This is a genomic window from Methylobacterium sp. E-066 (assembly GCF_022829635.1).
Classification (GTDB): domain Bacteria; phylum Pseudomonadota; class Alphaproteobacteria; order Rhizobiales; family Beijerinckiaceae; genus Methylobacterium.
Genome location: NZ_JAKSYO010000171.1, coordinates 1 through 16,582, shown reverse-complemented (window position 1 = coordinate 16,582; position 16,582 = coordinate 1). Strand labels below are relative to the sequence as shown.

18 protein-coding genes and 2 pseudogenes are annotated in these 16,582 nt (G+C 67.8%); 5 read left to right on the top strand and 15 right to left on the bottom strand.

The features are described 5' to 3' along the window. Positions 1-30: 30 nt before the first annotated feature. The 6 genes from sdhA to MKL20_RS23515 form a co-directional block, all read right to left on the bottom strand. Positions 31-1,848: a succinate dehydrogenase flavoprotein subunit gene (gene sdhA, locus MKL20_RS23540; protein ID WP_243963979.1), complete on the bottom strand. Its 1,818-nt coding sequence runs from the start codon at positions 1,846-1,848 to the stop codon at positions 31-33. A gap of 32 nt (positions 1,849-1,880) precedes the next feature. Further along, entirely contained in the window at positions 1,881-2,300 is a 420-nt protein-coding gene (gene sdhD / locus MKL20_RS23535; protein ID WP_244038695.1) for a succinate dehydrogenase, hydrophobic membrane anchor protein, read from the bottom strand. Positions 2,301-2,312: 12 nt separating this feature from the next. After that, positions 2,313-2,714, bottom strand: a complete 402-nt coding sequence (gene sdhC / locus MKL20_RS23530; protein WP_244038694.1) for a succinate dehydrogenase, cytochrome b556 subunit — start codon at positions 2,712-2,714, stop codon at positions 2,313-2,315. Between the two features lie 132 nt (positions 2,715-2,846). Next, positions 2,847-4,148: an SLC13 family permease gene (locus MKL20_RS23525; protein ID WP_244038693.1), complete on the bottom strand. Its 1,302-nt coding sequence runs from the start codon at positions 4,146-4,148 to the stop codon at positions 2,847-2,849. Positions 4,149-4,339: 191 nt separating this feature from the next. Further along, positions 4,340-4,894, bottom strand: a complete 555-nt coding sequence (locus MKL20_RS23520; protein ID WP_244038692.1) for a hypothetical protein — start codon at positions 4,892-4,894, stop codon at positions 4,340-4,342. 159 nt (positions 4,895-5,053) lie between these two features. Further along, the gene (locus MKL20_RS23515; RefSeq protein WP_244038691.1) at positions 5,054-6,547 is read right to left on the bottom strand and encodes an AMP nucleosidase; all 1,494 of its coding nucleotides are present in this window, start codon (positions 6,545-6,547) and stop codon (positions 5,054-5,056) included. 158 nt (positions 6,548-6,705) lie between these two features. On the opposite strand from MKL20_RS23515, the gene tsaA reads away from it, so the two are divergent. From tsaA to MKL20_RS23490, 5 genes and pseudogenes are all read left to right on the top strand, one after another. Further along, positions 6,706-7,164, top strand: coding sequence for a tRNA (N6-threonylcarbamoyladenosine(37)-N6)-methyltransferase TrmO (gene tsaA / locus MKL20_RS23510; RefSeq protein WP_244038718.1), 459 nt, complete (start codon positions 6,706-6,708; stop codon positions 7,162-7,164). Further along, on the top strand, positions 7,161-7,853 hold the full coding sequence (locus MKL20_RS23505; protein ID WP_244038690.1) for an SGNH/GDSL hydrolase family protein: 693 nt from the start codon (positions 7,161-7,163) through the stop codon (positions 7,851-7,853). The genes tsaA and MKL20_RS23505 overlap by 4 nt, the downstream gene beginning before the upstream one ends. Positions 7,854-8,115: 262 nt before the next feature. Then, complete coding sequence (locus MKL20_RS23500) at positions 8,116-8,724, top strand: LysE/ArgO family amino acid transporter (protein ID WP_243964019.1); 609 nt, start codon at positions 8,116-8,118, stop codon at positions 8,722-8,724. Positions 8,725-8,799: 75 nt separating this feature from the next. Then, a pseudogene (locus tag MKL20_RS23495) lies at positions 8,800-9,075 on the top strand (hypothetical protein); the annotation flags it as partial. After that, positions 9,061-9,180, top strand: a pseudogene (locus MKL20_RS23490) (type II toxin-antitoxin system prevent-host-death family antitoxin); the annotation flags it as partial. The pseudogenes MKL20_RS23495 and MKL20_RS23490, both read left to right, overlap by 15 nt. Before the next feature lie 45 nt (positions 9,181-9,225). Here the strand turns inward: MKL20_RS23490 and guaA are convergent. The 9 genes from guaA to MKL20_RS23445 form a co-directional block, all read right to left on the bottom strand. Further along, positions 9,226-10,782 carry a glutamine-hydrolyzing GMP synthase gene (gene guaA / locus MKL20_RS23485; protein ID WP_244038689.1) on the bottom strand — a complete coding sequence of 519 codons (1,557 nt, stop codon included), beginning with the start codon at positions 10,780-10,782 and terminating at the stop codon, positions 9,226-9,228. 95 nt (positions 10,783-10,877) lie between these two features. Beyond that, a complete protein-coding gene (locus tag MKL20_RS23480; protein WP_244038688.1) occupies positions 10,878-11,297 on the bottom strand; it encodes a hypothetical protein in 420 nt (139 codons plus the stop codon). Further along, the gene (locus MKL20_RS23475) at positions 11,294-11,722 is read right to left on the bottom strand and encodes a hypothetical protein (protein WP_244038687.1); all 429 of its coding nucleotides are present in this window, start codon (positions 11,720-11,722) and stop codon (positions 11,294-11,296) included. Before MKL20_RS23475 ends, MKL20_RS23480 begins: the two co-directional genes overlap by 4 nt. Positions 11,723-11,735: 13 nt before the next feature. After that, the gene (locus tag MKL20_RS23470; RefSeq protein ID WP_244038686.1) at positions 11,736-13,085 is read right to left on the bottom strand and encodes an NTP/NDP exchange transporter; all 1,350 of its coding nucleotides are present in this window, start codon (positions 13,083-13,085) and stop codon (positions 11,736-11,738) included. 7 nt (positions 13,086-13,092) lie between these two features. Beyond that, positions 13,093-13,836 carry an NADPH-dependent F420 reductase gene (locus MKL20_RS23465; RefSeq protein WP_244038685.1) on the bottom strand — a complete coding sequence of 248 codons (744 nt, stop codon included), beginning with the start codon at positions 13,834-13,836 and terminating at the stop codon, positions 13,093-13,095. Further along, positions 13,826-14,731 (bottom strand): aldo/keto reductase, encoded by a 906-nt coding sequence (locus MKL20_RS23460; protein WP_244038684.1) that lies wholly within the window; start codon positions 14,729-14,731, stop codon positions 13,826-13,828. Before MKL20_RS23460 ends, MKL20_RS23465 begins: the two co-directional genes overlap by 11 nt. A gap of 218 nt (positions 14,732-14,949) precedes the next feature. Continuing rightward, positions 14,950-15,318, bottom strand: a complete 369-nt coding sequence (locus MKL20_RS23455; protein ID WP_244038683.1) for a hypothetical protein — start codon at positions 15,316-15,318, stop codon at positions 14,950-14,952. Positions 15,319-15,534: 216 nt separating this feature from the next. Beyond that, a complete protein-coding gene (locus tag MKL20_RS23450) occupies positions 15,535-15,930 on the bottom strand; it encodes a hypothetical protein (RefSeq protein ID WP_244038682.1) in 396 nt (131 codons plus the stop codon). A 37-nt stretch (positions 15,931-15,967) separates the two neighbouring features. Beyond that, complete coding sequence (locus MKL20_RS23445) at positions 15,968-16,306, bottom strand: hypothetical protein (RefSeq protein ID WP_244038681.1); 339 nt, start codon at positions 16,304-16,306, stop codon at positions 15,968-15,970. Between the last annotated feature and the right edge of the window lie 276 nt (positions 16,307-16,582).

The following is a 16,582-nucleotide window of genomic DNA, read 5'->3' as shown; positions in this document are numbered from 1 at the left end:
AGGCCGACACGTGCATTTCGGCTGCTGAAATCAGTACACCCGCGCCTTCGGCTCGATGTACTGGATCTCATTCGACATCGTGTAGGTGTGCACCGGCCGGTAATCGATGTTGACTTGGTGCCGGCCCTCGTCGAGCCAGGAGAGGGTGTGCTTCATCCACTCCTTGTCGTTGCGGTCCGGAAAATCTTCGCGGGCGTGAGCGCCGCGGGATTCCTTACGGTTGGCGGCCGATTCCATCGTCACCACCGCCTGGCCGATCAGGTTATCGAACTCCAGGGTCTCCAGGAGGTCGGTATTCCAGACCAGCGACCGGTCGGTGATCTTCACGTCGGCGGCGGCGTTCCAGACCTTGTGGATCAGGCCCTTGCCCTCTTCCAGCACCTCGCCGGTGCGGAACACGGCGCAGTTGTTCTGCATCGTCTTCTGCATCTCGGCGCGCAGCTCTGCGGTCGGCGTCGAGCCGTTGGCGTTGCGGAAGCGGTCGAGGCGCTCGAGCGCCTTGTCGGTGGCGCCCTTGGGCAGTTCCTGGGCCCGGCCGTTCGGCTCGACGATCTCGGCGCAACGCTTGCCGGCGGCGCGGCCGAACACCACGAGGTCGATCAGCGAGTTTGAGCCGAGGCGGTTGGCGCCGTGGACCGAGACGCAGGCTGCCTCGCCGATCGCCATCAGGCCCGGCACCACCGTGTCGGGATTGCCGTCGCGCAGGGTCAGCACCTCGCCGTGATAGTTCGTGGGGATGCCGCCCATGTTGTAGTGCACGGTCGGGATGACCGGGATCGGCTCCTTGGTCACGTCGACGCCCGCGAAGATCTTTGCGGATTCCGAGATACCGGGCAGGCGCTCGTGCAGGATCTTCGGGTCGAGGTGGTCGAGGTGCAGGTAGATGTGGTCCTTGTTCTTACCGACGCCGCGGCCGTCGCGGATCTCCATGGTCATGGAGCGCGAGACCACGTCACGCGAGGCGAGATCCTTGGCCGAGGGGGCGTAGCGCTCCATGAAGCGCTCGCCCTCGGAGTTGGTCAGGTAGCCGCCCTCGCCCCGCGAGCCTTCGGTGATCAGGCAGCCCGCGCCGTAGATGCCGGTCGGGTGGAACTGCACGAACTCCATGTCCTGGAGCGGCAGCCCGGCACGCAGCACCATGGCGTTGCCGTCACCCGTGCAGGTATGGGCCGAGGTCGCCGAGAAATAGGCGCGGCCGTAGCCGCCGGTGGCCAGGATGGTCTGCTGGGCGCGGAACCGGTGGATCTCGCCGGTGGCCTGGTCGAGGGCGATGACGCCGCGGCAGCGGCCGTCCTCGTCCATGATCAGGTCGAGGGCGAAGTACTCGATGAAGAAGTCGGTCTGGTTCTTCACCGCCTGTCCGTAGAGGGTGTGCAGCATGGCGTGGCCGGTGCGGTCGGCCGCCGCGCAGGTCCGCTGGGCGGTGCCCTTGCCGTAATCGGTGGTCATGCCGCCGAACGGACGCTGGTAGATTTTTCCCTCTTCCGTCCTGGAAAAGGGCACGCCCCAGTGTTCCAGTTCGTACACGGCGGCGGGCGCGTTGCGGACGAGGTACTCGATCGCGTCCTGGTCGCCGAGCCAGTCCGACCCCTTCACGGTGTCGTACATGTGCCAGCGCCAATCGTCCGGGCCCATATTGCCCAGCGAGGCCGAGATGCCGCCCTGCGCCGCCACAGTGTGCGAGCGGGTCGGGAACACCTTGGTGATGCAGGCGGTGCGCAGGCCGGCCTCAGAGCAGCCGACCGTGGCGCGCAGGCCCGCGCCGCCGGCGCCGACGATCACGACGTCGAAGGCGTGGTCGTGGATGGTGTAGGCAGGCCCGCTGCCGTTGGTGCCGTTGGCGGCCATGATCGGCTCCTCGAAATGCGTGATGGCGGGGTTCAGGCCGGCTGTCCGAAGCCGATGCGCAGGACCGCGTAGAGGCAGGCCACGGCCACCAGGACCGCGTAGGCGTTGTTGGCGAACACCGCGGCGATCTTCGTGCCCTGGCCGTGCACGTAATCCTCGATGACCACCTGCATGCCGATCCGCATGTGGATCGTCACCGACAGCAGCGCCAGGATCAGGATGATCGAGACCAGGGGCTTGGCGATCAGGTGCGTCGCTTCGACGTAGCCCCGGCCGGCCATGCTGGCGACGATCACCACGAAGGCCAGCATCAGGACGACGTTCGCCGCCGCGGTCACCCGCTGCTGCCACCAGTGGCTAGCGCCGTGATGGGCGACGCCGAGGCCGCGGACGCGGGCGCGCGGGGTGCGGATCGAGACGCGGGTGTCCTGGCGGATCTCTTCCTTAGCCATGCCGGCCTCCCCTCAGCGGACCAGAAGGGCGACCGCCCAGATGACGATGGTGAGCGCGATGGACCCGATCAGGGTCATGCGCGCCATGCTCAGGCGCTTTTCCCGGTCGAACCCGACACCGGTATCCCATACCAGATGGCGCAGGCCGCCGAGCATGTGGTGCATCAGCACCCAGGTGTAGGCGAACAAGATCAGCCGGCCGACCAGCGAGCCGAAGAACCACGCGACGTAGGAATAGGCGACCGGTCCCGAAGCAAGCGCCACGAGCCAGATCGCCACCAAGGCAGTGCCTCCGTAGAGCGCGATGCCGGTAAGACGGTGAAACACCGACATCGCCATCGTCCAGGTCAGGCGATAGATCTGGAGATGCGGTGAAAGCGGCTGTGCCACGGTCGGGCGGGCGGTGGGTGCCATTGGGTTGAAGCCTCGCAGCTGCGAACTGGACCGTCTCTAATCTGGTGGTAGCGCTAGTGCCTGCGGGCGCAAGCCGCAATGTGTCATGCTGCGCCGCACAGTGGGGCGCGTGTTGATAGCGCGGCGGATCTGTCACTTGAGTTGGCCCAGCAGGCGCCACCAGGCGTAATCGAGGGGCGCCGCGATCACGAGCGAGGCCAGGCCGAAGGCCAGGGTGAGTCGCGTCGCGTCCCGCAGGCGCACGCCGCCGAGCTCGCTGGCGAACACGATCGGCGGGGCCTGGTAGGGGAAGAACAAGGTCGAATAGCCGATCACCTGGATCGAGACGACGGCCAGGGGCGAGAGGCCGCTGGCATTCGTCATCTCGCCCGCGAGCGCCGTGTACAAAGCCGGTGCGCCGTTGGCGGTGACCAGCAGCGTCAGGAGTGTGCTGATCCCGGTGAGCACCGCGAAGTTCTGGGTCGGCGCGTCGGGCGTGAGCGGCGCCACCGCGAGCAGCCCATGGCCGAGCCGCGCCCCGAGCCCGGTCTCGTTGACCAGGGCCACGAGGCCGAGCAGCGCCGCGATGTAGAAGCAGGTCCGCAGGTTCACCTGCTGGAACGCTTCCGAAGGCAGCACGCCGACCCACGGCAACAGGCAGATCACGGCGGCGGCGAGACCGACCCAGGCCGGGGCGAGGCCGTGCAGGCTGTCGGTCATCCACAGGGCCAGGGTGCAGGCCAGGATCACCGCGAGGCGCCGCTCCGCGGCCGAGACCGGCGGCAGGGTCGGCAGCACCTGCGCGTCGGGGCTCAGACTGTCGGGGAACAGGCGCACGATCAGCGCCACCAGCATCACGCCCTTCACCAGGGCCAGAACCGGTGCGTGCAGGACGAAATAGGACAGGTAGGAGAGGTGCAGGCCGAGCACCTGCTCGGCCGAGCCGGCCATGACCAGGTTCGGCACGTTGGCCGGCAGGATCGCCGCGGACAGGATCGGGGTCGCCACGCCCACCGCCAGGACCGCGCCGGTTCGTCCCGGACGGCCGCGCGCGAGGCCGAAGCCGTCGCAGAGCGCCAGTGTCACCGGGATCATCAGAGCGATCCGGCCCAGGTTCGACGGCATCACGAAGGCGATGAGGAAGCTCAAGGCCACGAGGCCGGCGATGAAATGGGCGTAGGAATCCGACAGGCGCGTGGCCAGCGCCCGGGCCATGCGGGCGCCGAGGCCGGTCCGGGTCATGCCCTGGCCCACCACCATGCCGGACAGGACCAGCCAGAAGGCCGAGGCCGAGAAGCCGGAAAAGACCGTCGCTGGGTTGCCCAGACGCAGCAGCATCGCCAGCCCGAAGAAGGCGAGCGCCGTCACGATCTCCGGCAGCAGGGCCGTCGCCCAGAGGCCCATGCACAGGACCAGCAGGGCGGCTGTCGCCGGAACAATTGCCTCCCCGCTCATCCGACCCTCCCACGCCGCGTCCTGGCGCGGGCATGGGCCGGTTTGGAACGGTTCGCAATTCGGGAGTGCGCGACGCAGCCTTCGCGTGGGACGAAGGCTGACGAGGCCGGAAGTCTGAACTGGACGAGAAAAAGCCCGGCCGTTGCCGGCCGGGCTGTTCCGTCGAGATGCCGTTTTGGACGGTGCGCCGCTCAGTAGCCGTAGCCGTAGGTGCCGCAATAGGCCGGATCATAGCCGTAGCCGTAACCGCCGGCGCAGCTATCGTCGTAGCCGGAGCCGAACCCGCTCAGGCCGTAGCCGACACCCAACCCGAGGCCGACGCCCGCCAGGCCGTAACCCAGGCCGCGACCGTAGCCGCCGCCATAGCCACGCCCGTAATAGCCGCGAGTCGCGTAGCCACGGTTTCCGATCACGCCGCGCCCGCCATAGACGGAGCCGCCGCGCTGGAAGCCGCCGCCGCCGAAGCCCCGGCCGCCAGCGATCCCCGGTGCGCCGACACCCGCGCCACGGAATCCTCCGCCACCCAGGCCGGCGCCGCGGAAACCGCCACCGCCAAGTCCGCCACCGCCAAGTCCGCCACCACCGAGTCCACCGCCCCGGAACCCACCGCCGCCGAAGCCGCCGCCATGGAAACCGCCGCCGCCGTGAAAGCCACCGCCGCCGCCGAACCCGCGGGCGTCGGCGCTCGCGGGAACGAAGGCGAAAGCCGCCAAGAGTGCAGTCGATGCGAGAGCAAAGCGCTTCATCGAAAAGTCCAATCCTTGAGAGGAGTATGACTTTTCAACGTCCCATAGATCCAACGTATCCACGTTCGACGATTGATGATGGCGTGTCAGTCCGTCGCTGCTTGGCAGTTCAGCACCGAAGGCGGCGAAAGCTCGGCCGTATTCGCAGGTGAACGCGCTTTATCGGAACGGCGGCTCGTCGAAGCTGCGCAGCTTGCGCGAATGCAGCCCGTGCCGGTCGGCGCGGAGCGCGTCGAGGGCCGCCAGCCCGACCCGCAGGTGCTCGGAGACCGCCCGGTCATAGAAGGCATTGGCGGCGCCGGGCAGCTTGATCTCGCCGTGGAGCGGCTTGTCGGAGACGCAGAGCAGCGCGCCGTAGGGCACGCGCAGGCGGAAGCCCTGGGCCGCCACGGTGCCGCTCTCCATGTCGACCGCGATGGCGCGCGACTGGTTGATCCGCCGCCGCTCCTGGCTGAACCGCAATTCCCAGTTGCGGTCGTCGTAGGTGACGACCGTGCCGGTGCGCAGGCGGCGCTTGAGCGCCTCAGCCTGTTCGCCGGTCACCAAGGCGGCAGCGCTCTGAAGGGCGACCTGCACCTCGGCCAGCGCCGGCACCGGCACGTCCGGCGGCACCAGCTCATCGAGGATCCGGTCCCGGCGCAGATAGGCGTGGGCGAGCACGTAGTCGCCGATGGTCTGCGACTGGCGCAGGCCGCCGCAATGGCCGACCATCAGCCAGCAATCCGGGCGCAGGACGGCGAGATGGTCGGTGATCGTCTTCGCGTTCGAGGGGCCGACGCCGATATTGACCAGGGTCGTGCCCTGCATGGTCCCGTCGGCGCCCCGGGCGACGAGGTGATAGGCCGGCATCTGGTGGCGGTGCCAGGGCGAGGCGGCGATCACCGCGGCGGGATCGGCCGTGGCGGCCTCCGCCCGGCTCACCGACAGGCCGCCGGGCAGGACCAGCCGCTCGAAGCCTTCCTCCCCGGAAGCCAGCCGCTCCAACCCGTGGCGAACGAACTGGTCGACGTAGCGGTGATAGTTGGTCAGCAGGATCCAGGGCTGGACATCGCGCCAGTCGCAGCCGGTGTAGTGGACCAGGCGGCGCAGGGAGTAATCGACCCGCACCGCGTCGAACAGGGCCAGCGGCAGCGGCTCGCCGTCGACGAGGTCGAAGGTGCCGTCGGCGATCTCGTCGCCCACCAGCGACAGGAGCGGGACCGGGAAGTAGGTGGCGAGTTCCGCGCCGTCGACGGCCCGCCCACCGGCATCGAGCCCCGCCTCCAGCACGTAGGGATAGGGGATCTCCTGCGCGCTCAGGCCGACCTCGATCTGGATGCCGTAATCGTCGATCAGCGGCTGCAATTGCCGGGTGAGATAATCGCGGAAGAAGACCGGGTGCGTCACCGTGGTGGCGTAGGTCCCGGCGGCCTGGAGCTTGGCGGTGGCGCGGCGCACCCGCGGCAGCGGCCCGGCGGCGCGGTAGCTGATCCGCAATTCGGGATAGCGGAAGGCGAGGCGCTCGGTGGCGTCCGGCGGCGGGCCGCCCGCGAGGTAGCGCTCCAGCGCCTGCCGCAGGGCGCCGGCCGCGCCGTCGTAGAGCTCGACCAGCCGGTCGACTGCGCTTCCCGCATCCGCGACGGCCTGCATCGGCCGCAATTCCCGCTCGATCATGAAGCCTCCCGTCCCGGGCCCGGCTCTACACCGGCCCGGTGGCCCGCGCGAGGTGCGGGCTTGCGGCCGGACGGCTCTTGCCCGAGAACCGGCGCGGGATGCGAGGGCGCGGAGGTTCCTTGAGCGCGGACGAGTTCGGGATTCGTCCCGGCGAGGAGATGGCAGCCCTGCCGGCCGATTTCGACGCCGGCCTCCACTTCATCGGCCGGCTGCGCACGCCGTGGCAGACGCGCCGGGACTGCCCGAAGAACGGCCTGCAGACCGATGCGATCTGCACGGTCGAAGTCGACGCGGCTTACCTGCCCGGCCTGCGCACCATCACGGGCTGTACGCATCTGATCCTGCTCTACTGGATGGACCAGGCGACCCGCGGCCTCGTGGTGCAGCAGCCGCGCCACGCCGATGGGCCGCGCGGCACCTTCGCGCTGCGTTCCCCCGCCCGCCCGAATCCGATCGCCCTCTCGGTGGTCGAGCTGATCGAGCGCGCGGCTGACACCCTGCGGGTGCGGGGCCTCGATTGCCTCGACGGCACGCCCCTCCTCGACATCAAACCCTATTACGCGTCGATCGATTCGCGTCCCGAGGCGCGAATCGATCGCGCCGGCGCCGAGCCGTGAGGCGGCGGCTCTTCGCGGTCCTCGCCGTTCCGGCCCTGCTGGCGCTCGGAGGGCTCGCGGGCTGGTCCCTTCACAGGCCCGCCGCCGATGCGCGCGCCTACGCGGTGATGCGCGGCATCGCCGTCCAGGTCAGCCTCGACGAGGCGCCGCCCGAGTACGTGTTCTGGGGCGGCGATTCCCAGGTGGAGTTGCAGCCCGGGGGCCAGCGGCCGTGTGGCTTGGACTTCGTCAACGGCGGCTTCAGCGGCGCCACCGCCGCCGCCTATCTCGATCACCTCTCCGGCCTGACGTTCCGGCACAGGCCGAAAGCGGCCGCTCTGACGATCGGGACCAACGACATCCTGCTGAAGAATACTCCGCGCTCGGCCGAGGCCGCCGCGCGGTTCGAGGCGACCGTGGAGGCGATCGTGAAGCGGCTCCAAGCCGTGAGCCCGCGCTTGGTCGTCACCGCCCTGCCCCCGATCGGCCGCGAGAGCAGCCGCTTCCTCGACGCCGCTGCCGTGCCGGATTATTCGCAGCGTCTGCGCGCCCTGTGCGGCCGCCTGACCTGCACCTTCGCGGACCCGTTCGCGTCGCTCCGGGACGGCGAGACCGGCTACGCCAAGCCCGGCGCCCTGCGCGACGGCCTGCACCTCGCGGCCTACCGGCCGGCCATGGCGGCCCTGGAGCCGGTTCTCTGCGCGCCGTGAGCAATCCGTGCGGAAGGCGTTTCGTATTACACTTGGTGCGCAATCGCCTTTGCGTGCCTGCTAAAAATCTTGGCGCCTCTGCTGCCGCCTCCGCTCCTACGGATCAGCTTCCCTCACCGTCATTGCGAGCAAAGCGAAGCAACCCAGTGTGGCGCCACGTTCTGCGATCGCGCGCTGCCCTGGGTTGCTTCGCTGCGCTCGCAATGACGGAGCGGCGAAGTCATGACGGCGCGAACCTTCAACCTTCGATGAGCGACACCGCGTGCTCGAAGTCTATCTAACCGGTCTCTCCGTCAGCGGCGGCTTGATCCTCGCCATCGGCGCGCAGAACGCGTTCGTGCTGCGGCAGGGCTTGCGCGGCGAGCATGTCGCGCTCGTCTGTGCCACCTGTGCGGCCTCCGACGCGCTCCTGATCCTGGTGGGCATCACCAGTTTCAGGAGCATCGTGGTCCTCGCCCCCTGGCTGCGGCCGGCGATGCTGTATGCCGGTGCGGCGTTCCTGATCTGGTATGGGGCCCGCAGCCTCCGCTCGGCCCTCGCCGCCACGGAGGCGCTGCAACCCGCCCCGGGATCCGCCGCCGGCCTCGGGCGGACGCTCGCCACCTGTCTCGCGCTGACTTGGCTCAACCCCCACGTCTATCTCGACACGCTCCTGCTGATCGGCTCGATCTCGACGCGCTTCCCGGGCCAGGAACCCGCCTTCGCGGCCGGCGCGATGACGGCCTCGGTGGCGTTCTTCTTCTCGTTGGGCTACGGCGCCGCGATCCTCCGACCCCTCTTCGCGAAGCCGGCCGCGTGGCGCGTGCTCGAAGGCGTGATCGCGCTCACCATGTGGGTTCTTGCGGCCGAGTTGCTGTTGGATGGGCGGTAAGGGGCTGGCCGCCGCGTTTCCTCTGTTCAACCGGCCGGAGGGATTATAGCGATCGAGAACAAATTGGAGGCGGCCATGGGCAAGGTTCGGAAAGACCTCGTTCAGAACGATCGCACGCGCCTAAGCGAACGCGGTGTGCCTCGTTTCCAGGTCGTCGGCCGCGATGCCGATCGCGATTTGATACGGTCGCTTGCCAGACGATTGGCGGAGGACACGCCCGAAGCCTCCGCTTTGAGGGCGTCTGTCATCGCGTCGATCGCCGGCGGGATTTCGGGCAAGGGCGGACTTCGATCGGCTCTTCGACGGTCGCCGCTCGTCGGTGCCGATCTCGATCTGACGCGGCCACGCAAGCCTATTGATGCCGCGCAGCTTCAATCGCTGACGGCAGCGATGCCGCCCCAACCCCAGAGCGCTGTCGATTGCGTGCGATCGATGCGGGACGGTGATCGCTACTGATGCGCGTCCTGGAAACGTTGCTGGTCGGTTCGCGAATTTCGCCCGTCACTCCCACTCGATCGTGCCGGGCGGCTTCGAGGTGATGTCGTAGGTCACCCGGTTGATGCCCTTCACCTCGTTGATGATCCGTGTCGCGACCCGGCCCAGGAAGGCCATGTCGAACGGGTAGAAATCGGCGGTCATGCCGTCCACCGAGGTGACGGCGCGCAGCGCGCAGACGTGGTCGTAGGTGCGGCCGTCGCCCATCACGCCCACCGTCTTTACCGGCAGGATCACCGCGAAGGCCTGCCAGATCGTGTCGTAGAGGCCGGCCTGGCGGATCTCGTCGAGATAGATCGCGTCGGCCTTGCGCAGAGCCTCCAGCTTCTCCGGCGTGATCGTGCCGGGGCAGCGGATGGCGAGGCCCGGGCCCGGGAACGGGTGGCGGCCGACGAAGGCGTCCGGCAGGCCGAGTTCCTTGCCCAGCACCCGGACCTCGTCCTTGAACAGCTCGCGCAGCGGCTCCACGAGCTTCATGTTCATGCGCTCGGGCAGGCCGCCGACATTGTGGTGGCTCTTGATCGTCACCGATGGGCCGCCGGTGAACGACACGCTCTCGATCACGTCCGGGTAGAGCGTGCCCTGCGCCAGGAACGCCGCCCCGCCGATTTTTTTCGACTCCGCCTCGAACACATCGATGAACAGGCGGCCGATGGTTTTTCTTTTCACTTCCGGATCGCTGACGCCCTCGAGCGCCGACAAGAACATCCCGCTCGCTTCCACGTGGACCAGCGGGATGTTGTAATGGTCCCGGAACAGCGCCACGACCTGCTCGGCCTCGCCGAGGCGCAGCAGTCCGTGATCGACGAACACGCAGGTGAGCTGGTCGCCGATCGCCTCGTGGATCAGCACCGCCGCGACGGCGGAATCGACGCCGCCCGACAGGCCGCAGATCACCTTCTCGGAGCCGACCTGCTCGCGGATCTTGGCGATCGCCTCCTCGCGGTAGGCGCCCATGGTCCAGTCGCCGGAGCAGCCGGCGATGTCGCGCACGAAGTTGCGGATCAGCAGGGCGCCGTGCGGGGTGTGGGCTACCTCGGGGTGGAACTGCACCGCGTAGTAGTTGCGGGCCTCGTCCGCCACGGCCGCGAACGGCGCGTTCTTGGAGATCGCCACCGTGGAGAAGCCGTCCGGCAGCTTGGTGACCCGGTCGCCGTGGCTCATCCAGACCGGGTAGCGCTCGCCCTTGTGCCAGACGCCGTTGAACAGCGGGCAATCGGACAGGATCTCGACCTCGGCCCGGCCGAACTCGGCATGATGCCCACCCTCGACCGCGCCGCCGAGCTGGGCCGCCATGGTCTGCTGGCCGTAGCAGATCCCGAAGACCGGTACGCCCGAATCGAACACCGCTTGCGGCGCCCGGGGGCTCGCCTCGACCGTCACCGATTCGGGGCCGCCGGAGAGGATCACGCCCTTCGGCTTCTGCTCGCGGAACGCGGCCTCGGCCTTCGTGAAGGGCACGATCTCGCAATAGACCCCCTCCTCCCGCACCCGCCGGGCGATGAGCTGGGTCACCTGAGAGCCGAAATCGACGATCAGGATCTTGTCGTGGTCGGTGTTCATCGCGGGCGATTATCCGAAGGCCGGGGCGCACGCAACGCATGCGCCCGTTTCAGGCTGGGGATCGCTGCGCAAGGCGTGCGCCAACGGCGACTTGGTCAATCGAAGTTGCGGACCTTGGCCGAGCCGCCGAGGCTGATCGCGGGCTTGGCCGGCGCGCCCGCGAGGCTGACCTTCTTCTGGCCCGGCAGGGTCTTGGCACGCAGCTCCGGCGCGGCGGTCGGCGCCGGCTTGGTCGGCTTCAGATGCGCCTGTCCGTGGATCACCGAGCCGATCTCGCCAGCGACCCGGATCAAATCCTCCCGGTCACAGGAGCGGGCGACCTTCAGGCCGAGCTTGTGCATGTGACTCTTGCCGTAGAGGTAGGCGGCGAGCTGGGCGCGCTTCAGCGGTTGGATCTGCTCCAGGATCATCGGCAGGTCGAACTCGTCGGCCCGGTAGACCTCGCCCAGAACCTCGAGGCTCACGGGGCAATCGACTTCGGGCTCGGCGCCGCTGGTCGGATGCGATTGCGTCATGGTTGCCTCTCGGGAAGCGATGGATCGGAAGCTGGCCCGGATGCCCCGGAGCCGGGGTCGGTTTCAAGCCCTGACGGTGCCGTCAGGTCCGCAATCCTGGCCTGCACGGGGCCAGGGGTCGCAGGCGACGGCGCGGCATCCGCCGGTTTCCAGGCGCCGAGGCAGCCGGTGCAGACGGATTCGATCACCGCGCGTGCATGGGCCTGACGGCGCGCCCACAGGGCCTCGCGGGCGGTGCGGTCGCCCTCCGGCGTCGGCCGGATGCGGATGAACAGCGGCTCCTCCGCGAAGGCCGGCCCCGGCATGGCCGCCAGCAGCACGAGCAGCGCAAGAGCGCGAATGTTTGAGTCCGGAACCGGCTGCGCCGCGCGTGTCATGCCGCCTCGTCCCTCCGGCTGAGCCGATCCGGAGATCTCGCGCGTCATGGTAAACCGTCGCTTAACGGGAGGCGAGCGGTTCCGCTGTCGGAGCGGCGGCATCCGCATCCAGCGAAGCTCGACGCCGGTCCTGGGCGCGGCCGAGCCAGAGGCTGTTGAGCAGCCACGCCACGGAGAGCGGCACCGCCGCCCCGGCGATGCCGGTGCTGCCGAAGCCGAGCCCCTGAATGCCGGTGAACGACCACGCCCCGACCTGATCGCCCAGGCGGTAGACCACGGTGTCGATGAAGCTCTTGGCCTTGTAGCGGTCTTCCCTTGGGACCACGGTGAACAGGACCTCCCGGATCGGGCGGGCGATGGCGAAATTGCCGGCCCGGCGCAGGACCTGGAACGCCACGATCACGCTGATGGTGGGCGAGACCGCCAGCGCGGCAAAGCCCAGCACGCTGAAGGCCGGCAGCAGGGCCAGGGTGATCCCGACGCCGAGGCGCTTGACGATCCGTCCGGTCAGGAACAGCTGCACGCCGAGGGTCAGCACGTTTACGGCCAGGTCGACGCTGGCGAAGAACGCGGTCTGGGCGCCCCGGTCCGGGAAGCTGCGTTTGGCGATGCCGGCCTGCTCGAAATACAGGAAGGTCGAGGTCACCGAGAACAGCAGCAGGAACAGTGAGATGTTCAGCAGGTAGGGCGAGGCCAGGGTGCGGGTGACGCCGGCCAGCACGCTGCCGCCGATGGTGCGGTCCTGGCCGTCGTTGGCGGTCTCGCCGCTGCCCGGCACCGCATGGAGCCGGGCCGACAAGGCGGCGAGCCCGCGCATGCAGAACACGGCGGCTTCCAGGAGCACCACCGCGCAGAGCATCAGGCCCCAGGTCGGCACGTTCTTGGCGAGGATCGCGGTGGTGGCCGAGCCCGTGATGGCCCCCACGGTCGCCCCGGCCGCGATGAAGCCGAACAGGCGCTTGCCCTGCTCGTTCGAGAACACGTCGACGATGGTGGCCCAGAAGATCGAGACCACGAACAGGTTGAAGATCGACAGCCAGACGAAGAACACCCGCCCGATCCAGATCCCCCAATCCGGCGGGGCCAGGTACAGGGTCAGCGCGAAGGCCAGGATGTTGGCGGCGAAGAACCGGTAGGTGATCGGCACGAACCGCGCCCGCGGCATGCGCTTCACCAGATAGGCGAAGGGCAGGTTCAGGGCGAGCATGCCGACCAGGGTCGCGGTGAACAGCCAGGGCAGGTTCTCGATGCCCCCGGCCACGCCCATCTGGTCGCGGATCGGGCGCAGCACGTAATAGGCGGCCAGGATCGAGAAGATGTAGGCCCAGGACCAGGCGAGGGCCTGGCCCTCGCCGGGGCGGATGTCGATCAGGCGCGCGAGCGGGCCGCGGGCGGCGGAGGTCTCAGCCACGCGCCCCTTACTTCCCCAACCCGAGCTTCTCGCGCAGCTCCGGCGCGGTCGCCTCGTGGCCGAAGCCGGGCGACCCCATGGCGAACTTGTCGGCATCCTTCAGCGGACCGACCACGACCGGGTCGAACCCGGCATCGCGGACCAGGCCTTCGGCCACCTTCACGGCCGCTGCATCGTCGCCCGCGATCGGGATCGCCATCCGCCCGCCCGGCCGGTCCTTGCCGCCATCGGCGCCGGCCTTGGCGAAAACCTTGTAGTTGGCTGCGTTGAACGCCCGGACCAGCTTCGCACCCGGGAAATACTTGGCCGAGGTCGTCCCGATGCCGTTCGCCTGGACCTCGTCGTAGAGCGCGCCGTCGCGCTTCTGCGTGGCGTTGCCGGCATCGAGCACGACCTTGCCGGCGAGCGAGGCCGCGAGATCCTTGGAGAGATCGGGATAGGCCTTGTAGGGCACCGCCACGAACACCGCCTCGCCGAACTTGATCGCCTCCTCGGGCGTCCCGGCCTTGGCCTTCGGCCCGAGCTCCGCGATCATCGGCGCCAGGGTCTCGGGATGCCGGGAGGCGAACATCACTTCGTGACCGTCCTTGACCCAGAGCGTGCCGATCGTGCCGCCGATATTCCCGGCCCCGATCACCCCGATCCGGATTTTTTGGGAATTTTCTTGGGCCAGGGCCGGTATCGCGGAAGCCGTGAGAAGACCGGCGGCGAGGGCAAGCGCAGCGCGCCGCGTGGTGCGATCAGACCGCATCGATAAACGTCTCCAATTGCTTGCGCTGGGCCGCGTCCGGAAGCGGGCCCCGGGCGGCGGCGAGGTTGTCCTCGACATAGGCCACCTTCGCCATGCCGGGGATCGGGCAGGTCACGGCCGGATGGCCGAGCACGTATTTCAAAAACACCTGCGGCCAGCTGGTGCAGCCGAGATCCTTCGCCACCGGCGGAAGCTCCTTGCCCTGCACCGCCTTGAACAGGCGGTCCCGGCCGAAGGGCACGTTGGTCATCACGGCCACGCCCTTCTCGGCGGCGAGCGGCAGCACGCGCTCGGCCGCGGCCCGGTTGTCGATGGCGTAATTCACCTGGATGAAGTCGAGCGTTTCACGCTTCAGCACGGCCTCCAGCGCGTCGAGCTGGCCGTCCCGCCAGACCGTGACGCCGACGTAGCGGATCCGCTTGGACCCCTTCAGGTCACGCAGCACCGCCAGATTCGCGTCCACATCGATCAGGTTGTGGACCGCCACGAGGTCGAGGTTTTCGACCTTCATGCGCTTCAACGAGCGCTCGAACTCAGCCAGCGTCGCGTCGCGGCCTTGGGTATCGACCTTGCTGGCCAGAAAGATCTTCTGGCGCAGCCCCGGCTCGGCCAGGATCAGGCCGAGAACATCCTCGGCGGTGCCGTAGCTCGGCGCGGTGTCGATCACCGATCCGCCGAGGGACACGAAGCTCTGCACGGCGGCCTTGAGCGGCGCCACCACCTCGGGATTGGGCTCGACTTCGTAGCGCCGCGACGTGCCGATGCCGATCGCCGGCAGCATCTCGCCGGTGGAGGGGATCGGCCGCCGGATCAGAGGCTCGGCGGCCCAGGACAGGCGCCCGGCGAGCGGCGCGAGGGCGGCGGCCGCAAGCACGGCACGACGGGATACGAGCATGGCCGGCCTCCGGCGGTGTCAGGACACAACCAGGAGATAGGGCGGCATCCAGAGGATGTGTATTCGTTATTCTCACGCTTGCGCGAGCGCCGGTCTGGACTCCGCTATGGGCGGAGTGCGTCCTGCCGGTCCGGCCTGCAACTGGAAAAGAGCGCAGCGCGACCGCCATTGGTTCGCGCGGTCTGTGCTTCAGTCAGCGCCTCATGCCGGATCCGATCTCAGGCACGCTGGCGTTCGATCCCGACGCTCGACGCCTCTTCGGGCGAATCTCGAAACTGGGCGCCCTCCGTGTCCGGCGCAAGGTGGAGCCGGTACTCTTCAATGGCAAGAAACGCACGGTGAGCTGCCTGCGGATCGATGCCGTCGCGCGTCACGATCGTCTGGAAATCGATGAACAACCGCGCGATTCGCCCCTCCTCCGAGAGGGCGGCCAGCCCGGATGGGTCCGCACCCGCCCGCATCACATAGTGCTTCGACACACTGGCATTGTCCGTCGCCGGCACCACGGCGATCTGCCCGGCCGTCTCCGGTTTCAAGCCTGCCCAACGGGCCGGCGTCCACACGATGATGGCCTCGATCTGCTTCATGTCTGCCTCCGTCGCTTAGGAATGATCACCTCGACCCTAGTTCCCAAGATATTTCTGGAAGATTTCACATAAAATGATGCGGCGCAACAGGATCTACGTCCGCATAAGTCTAGATATATAAGTAAAATTTTCGTCAATCGTTGGCTGTGCCGAGATTTTTTAACAAAATTAGCGTTCGTGGCAAAGTTTTCCACAATCCAAAATCTAAGTTCATAATTATGTACGTTTGCTATATAAAATCAGAACTAAATAAAAAATCTTCATGCCTGATTTGATCGCCGGTTCGCAAATGAATTCTACCAAATGCGGCGCATGATCAATCTTACGTCTCGCGCCATCAAAGTAAGCACCATCAAGCGATCCGAAAAACGCTTGGTTTGAGAACCGCCTTCTTGCCGTCAAGGCCGCTTTGAGCTCGCACGGACCGTTACGGTCGATATGCGCCGTCGAGAAATCCCGATCGCTCTCCTCCATCCAAAAATGCACCGGGCAGCGGCCCTCGAACGGTCGTCGCGATGACGGCATGACCCTACGGCGTCGGACCGTCTCCCGCATCGCGGGTGCCTCCAGCATCGTCCAGGAGATCGGATCAGAAACGCTGCTGTAGAGCATCGTTCCGGAAGCCAGCCACCCCCGGATCGGGTGGGCCTCAATCCTCCTCGGGCGGATCCTCGAACGCAGCGCCCTCGGTGTCCGGCGCGATCCGAAACCGGTACTCGTCGATCGCCAGGAAGGCGCGGTGGGCCGTCTGCGGGTCGATGCCGTCGCGTACGACGATCGTCTGGAAGTCGATGAACAGCCGCGCGATTCGGGACTCCTCCGACAGGCCGGCCAGCGCCGGCGAACACGCGCCCGCCTGCATGATGTAGCGCTTCGCCGCGCCGTCCGTGTCGGGCACCGGCAGCACCACCACCTGCCCGGCCGTCTCGGGCCGCAGCTCCACCCAGCGGGCGGGCGTCCACGCAATGATGGCCTCGATCTGCTTCATCGGCTTCTCCGGCGACTCGGTATGATCCGCCTAAGCATCATTTGCCGGAGGGGTCACCGGGTGGGCGGTGAAAATGTTGCCGGATGTGGGAAATGCGGTGGGGGCATCCGCATAGCCGCACGCTCGCAATGACGGAGGACCGCTGTAACCCTGCGGATATGCTCAACTCCGCCCTCATCCTGCGGTGTGGGGTGTTCGATCTTTCAACGCGCGACGGACGATGTGCACCATGAAAAAAGAGTCACTCCGGAAAGGCTGCGCCCCCCCCCCCCCCCC

Bases quoted from the DNA above. Each gene is read 5' to 3' on its own strand.
- sdhA (WP_243963979.1), bottom strand. From the start codon at position 1,848: ATGGCCGCCAACGGCACCAACGGCAGCGGGCCTGCCTACACCATCCAC.
- sdhD (WP_244038695.1), bottom strand. From the start codon at position 2,300: ATGGCTAAGGAAGAGATCCGCCAGGACACCCGCGTCTCGATCCGCACC.
- sdhC (WP_244038694.1), bottom strand. From the start codon at position 2,714: ATGGCACCCACCGCCCGCCCGACCGTGGCACAGCCGCTTTCACCGCAT.
- MKL20_RS23525 (WP_244038693.1), bottom strand. From the start codon at position 4,148: ATGAGCGGGGAGGCAATTGTTCCGGCGACAGCCGCCCTGCTGGTCCTG.
- MKL20_RS23520 (WP_244038692.1), bottom strand. From the start codon at position 4,894: ATGAAGCGCTTTGCTCTCGCATCGACTGCACTCTTGGCGGCTTTCGCC.
- MKL20_RS23515 (WP_244038691.1), bottom strand. From the start codon at position 6,547: ATGATCGAGCGGGAATTGCGGCCGATGCAGGCCGTCGCGGATGCGGGA.
- tsaA (WP_244038718.1), top strand. From the start codon at position 6,706: ATGGCAGCCCTGCCGGCCGATTTCGACGCCGGCCTCCACTTCATCGGC.
- guaA (WP_244038689.1), bottom strand. From the start codon at position 10,782: ATGAACACCGACCACGACAAGATCCTGATCGTCGATTTCGGCTCTCAG.
- MKL20_RS23480 (WP_244038688.1), bottom strand. From the start codon at position 11,297: ATGACGCAATCGCATCCGACCAGCGGCGCCGAGCCCGAAGTCGATTGC.
- MKL20_RS23475 (WP_244038687.1), bottom strand. From the start codon at position 11,722: ATGACGCGCGAGATCTCCGGATCGGCTCAGCCGGAGGGACGAGGCGGC.
- MKL20_RS23465 (WP_244038685.1), bottom strand. From the start codon at position 13,836: ATGCGGTCTGATCGCACCACGCGGCGCGCTGCGCTTGCCCTCGCCGCC.
- MKL20_RS23460 (WP_244038684.1), bottom strand. From the start codon at position 14,731: ATGCTCGTATCCCGTCGTGCCGTGCTTGCGGCCGCCGCCCTCGCGCCG.
- MKL20_RS23455 (WP_244038683.1), bottom strand. From the start codon at position 15,318: ATGAAGCAGATCGAGGCCATCATCGTGTGGACGCCGGCCCGTTGGGCA.
- MKL20_RS23450 (WP_244038682.1), bottom strand. From the start codon at position 15,930: ATGCTCTACAGCAGCGTTTCTGATCCGATCTCCTGGACGATGCTGGAG.
- MKL20_RS23445 (WP_244038681.1), bottom strand. From the start codon at position 16,306: ATGAAGCAGATCGAGGCCATCATTGCGTGGACGCCCGCCCGCTGGGTG.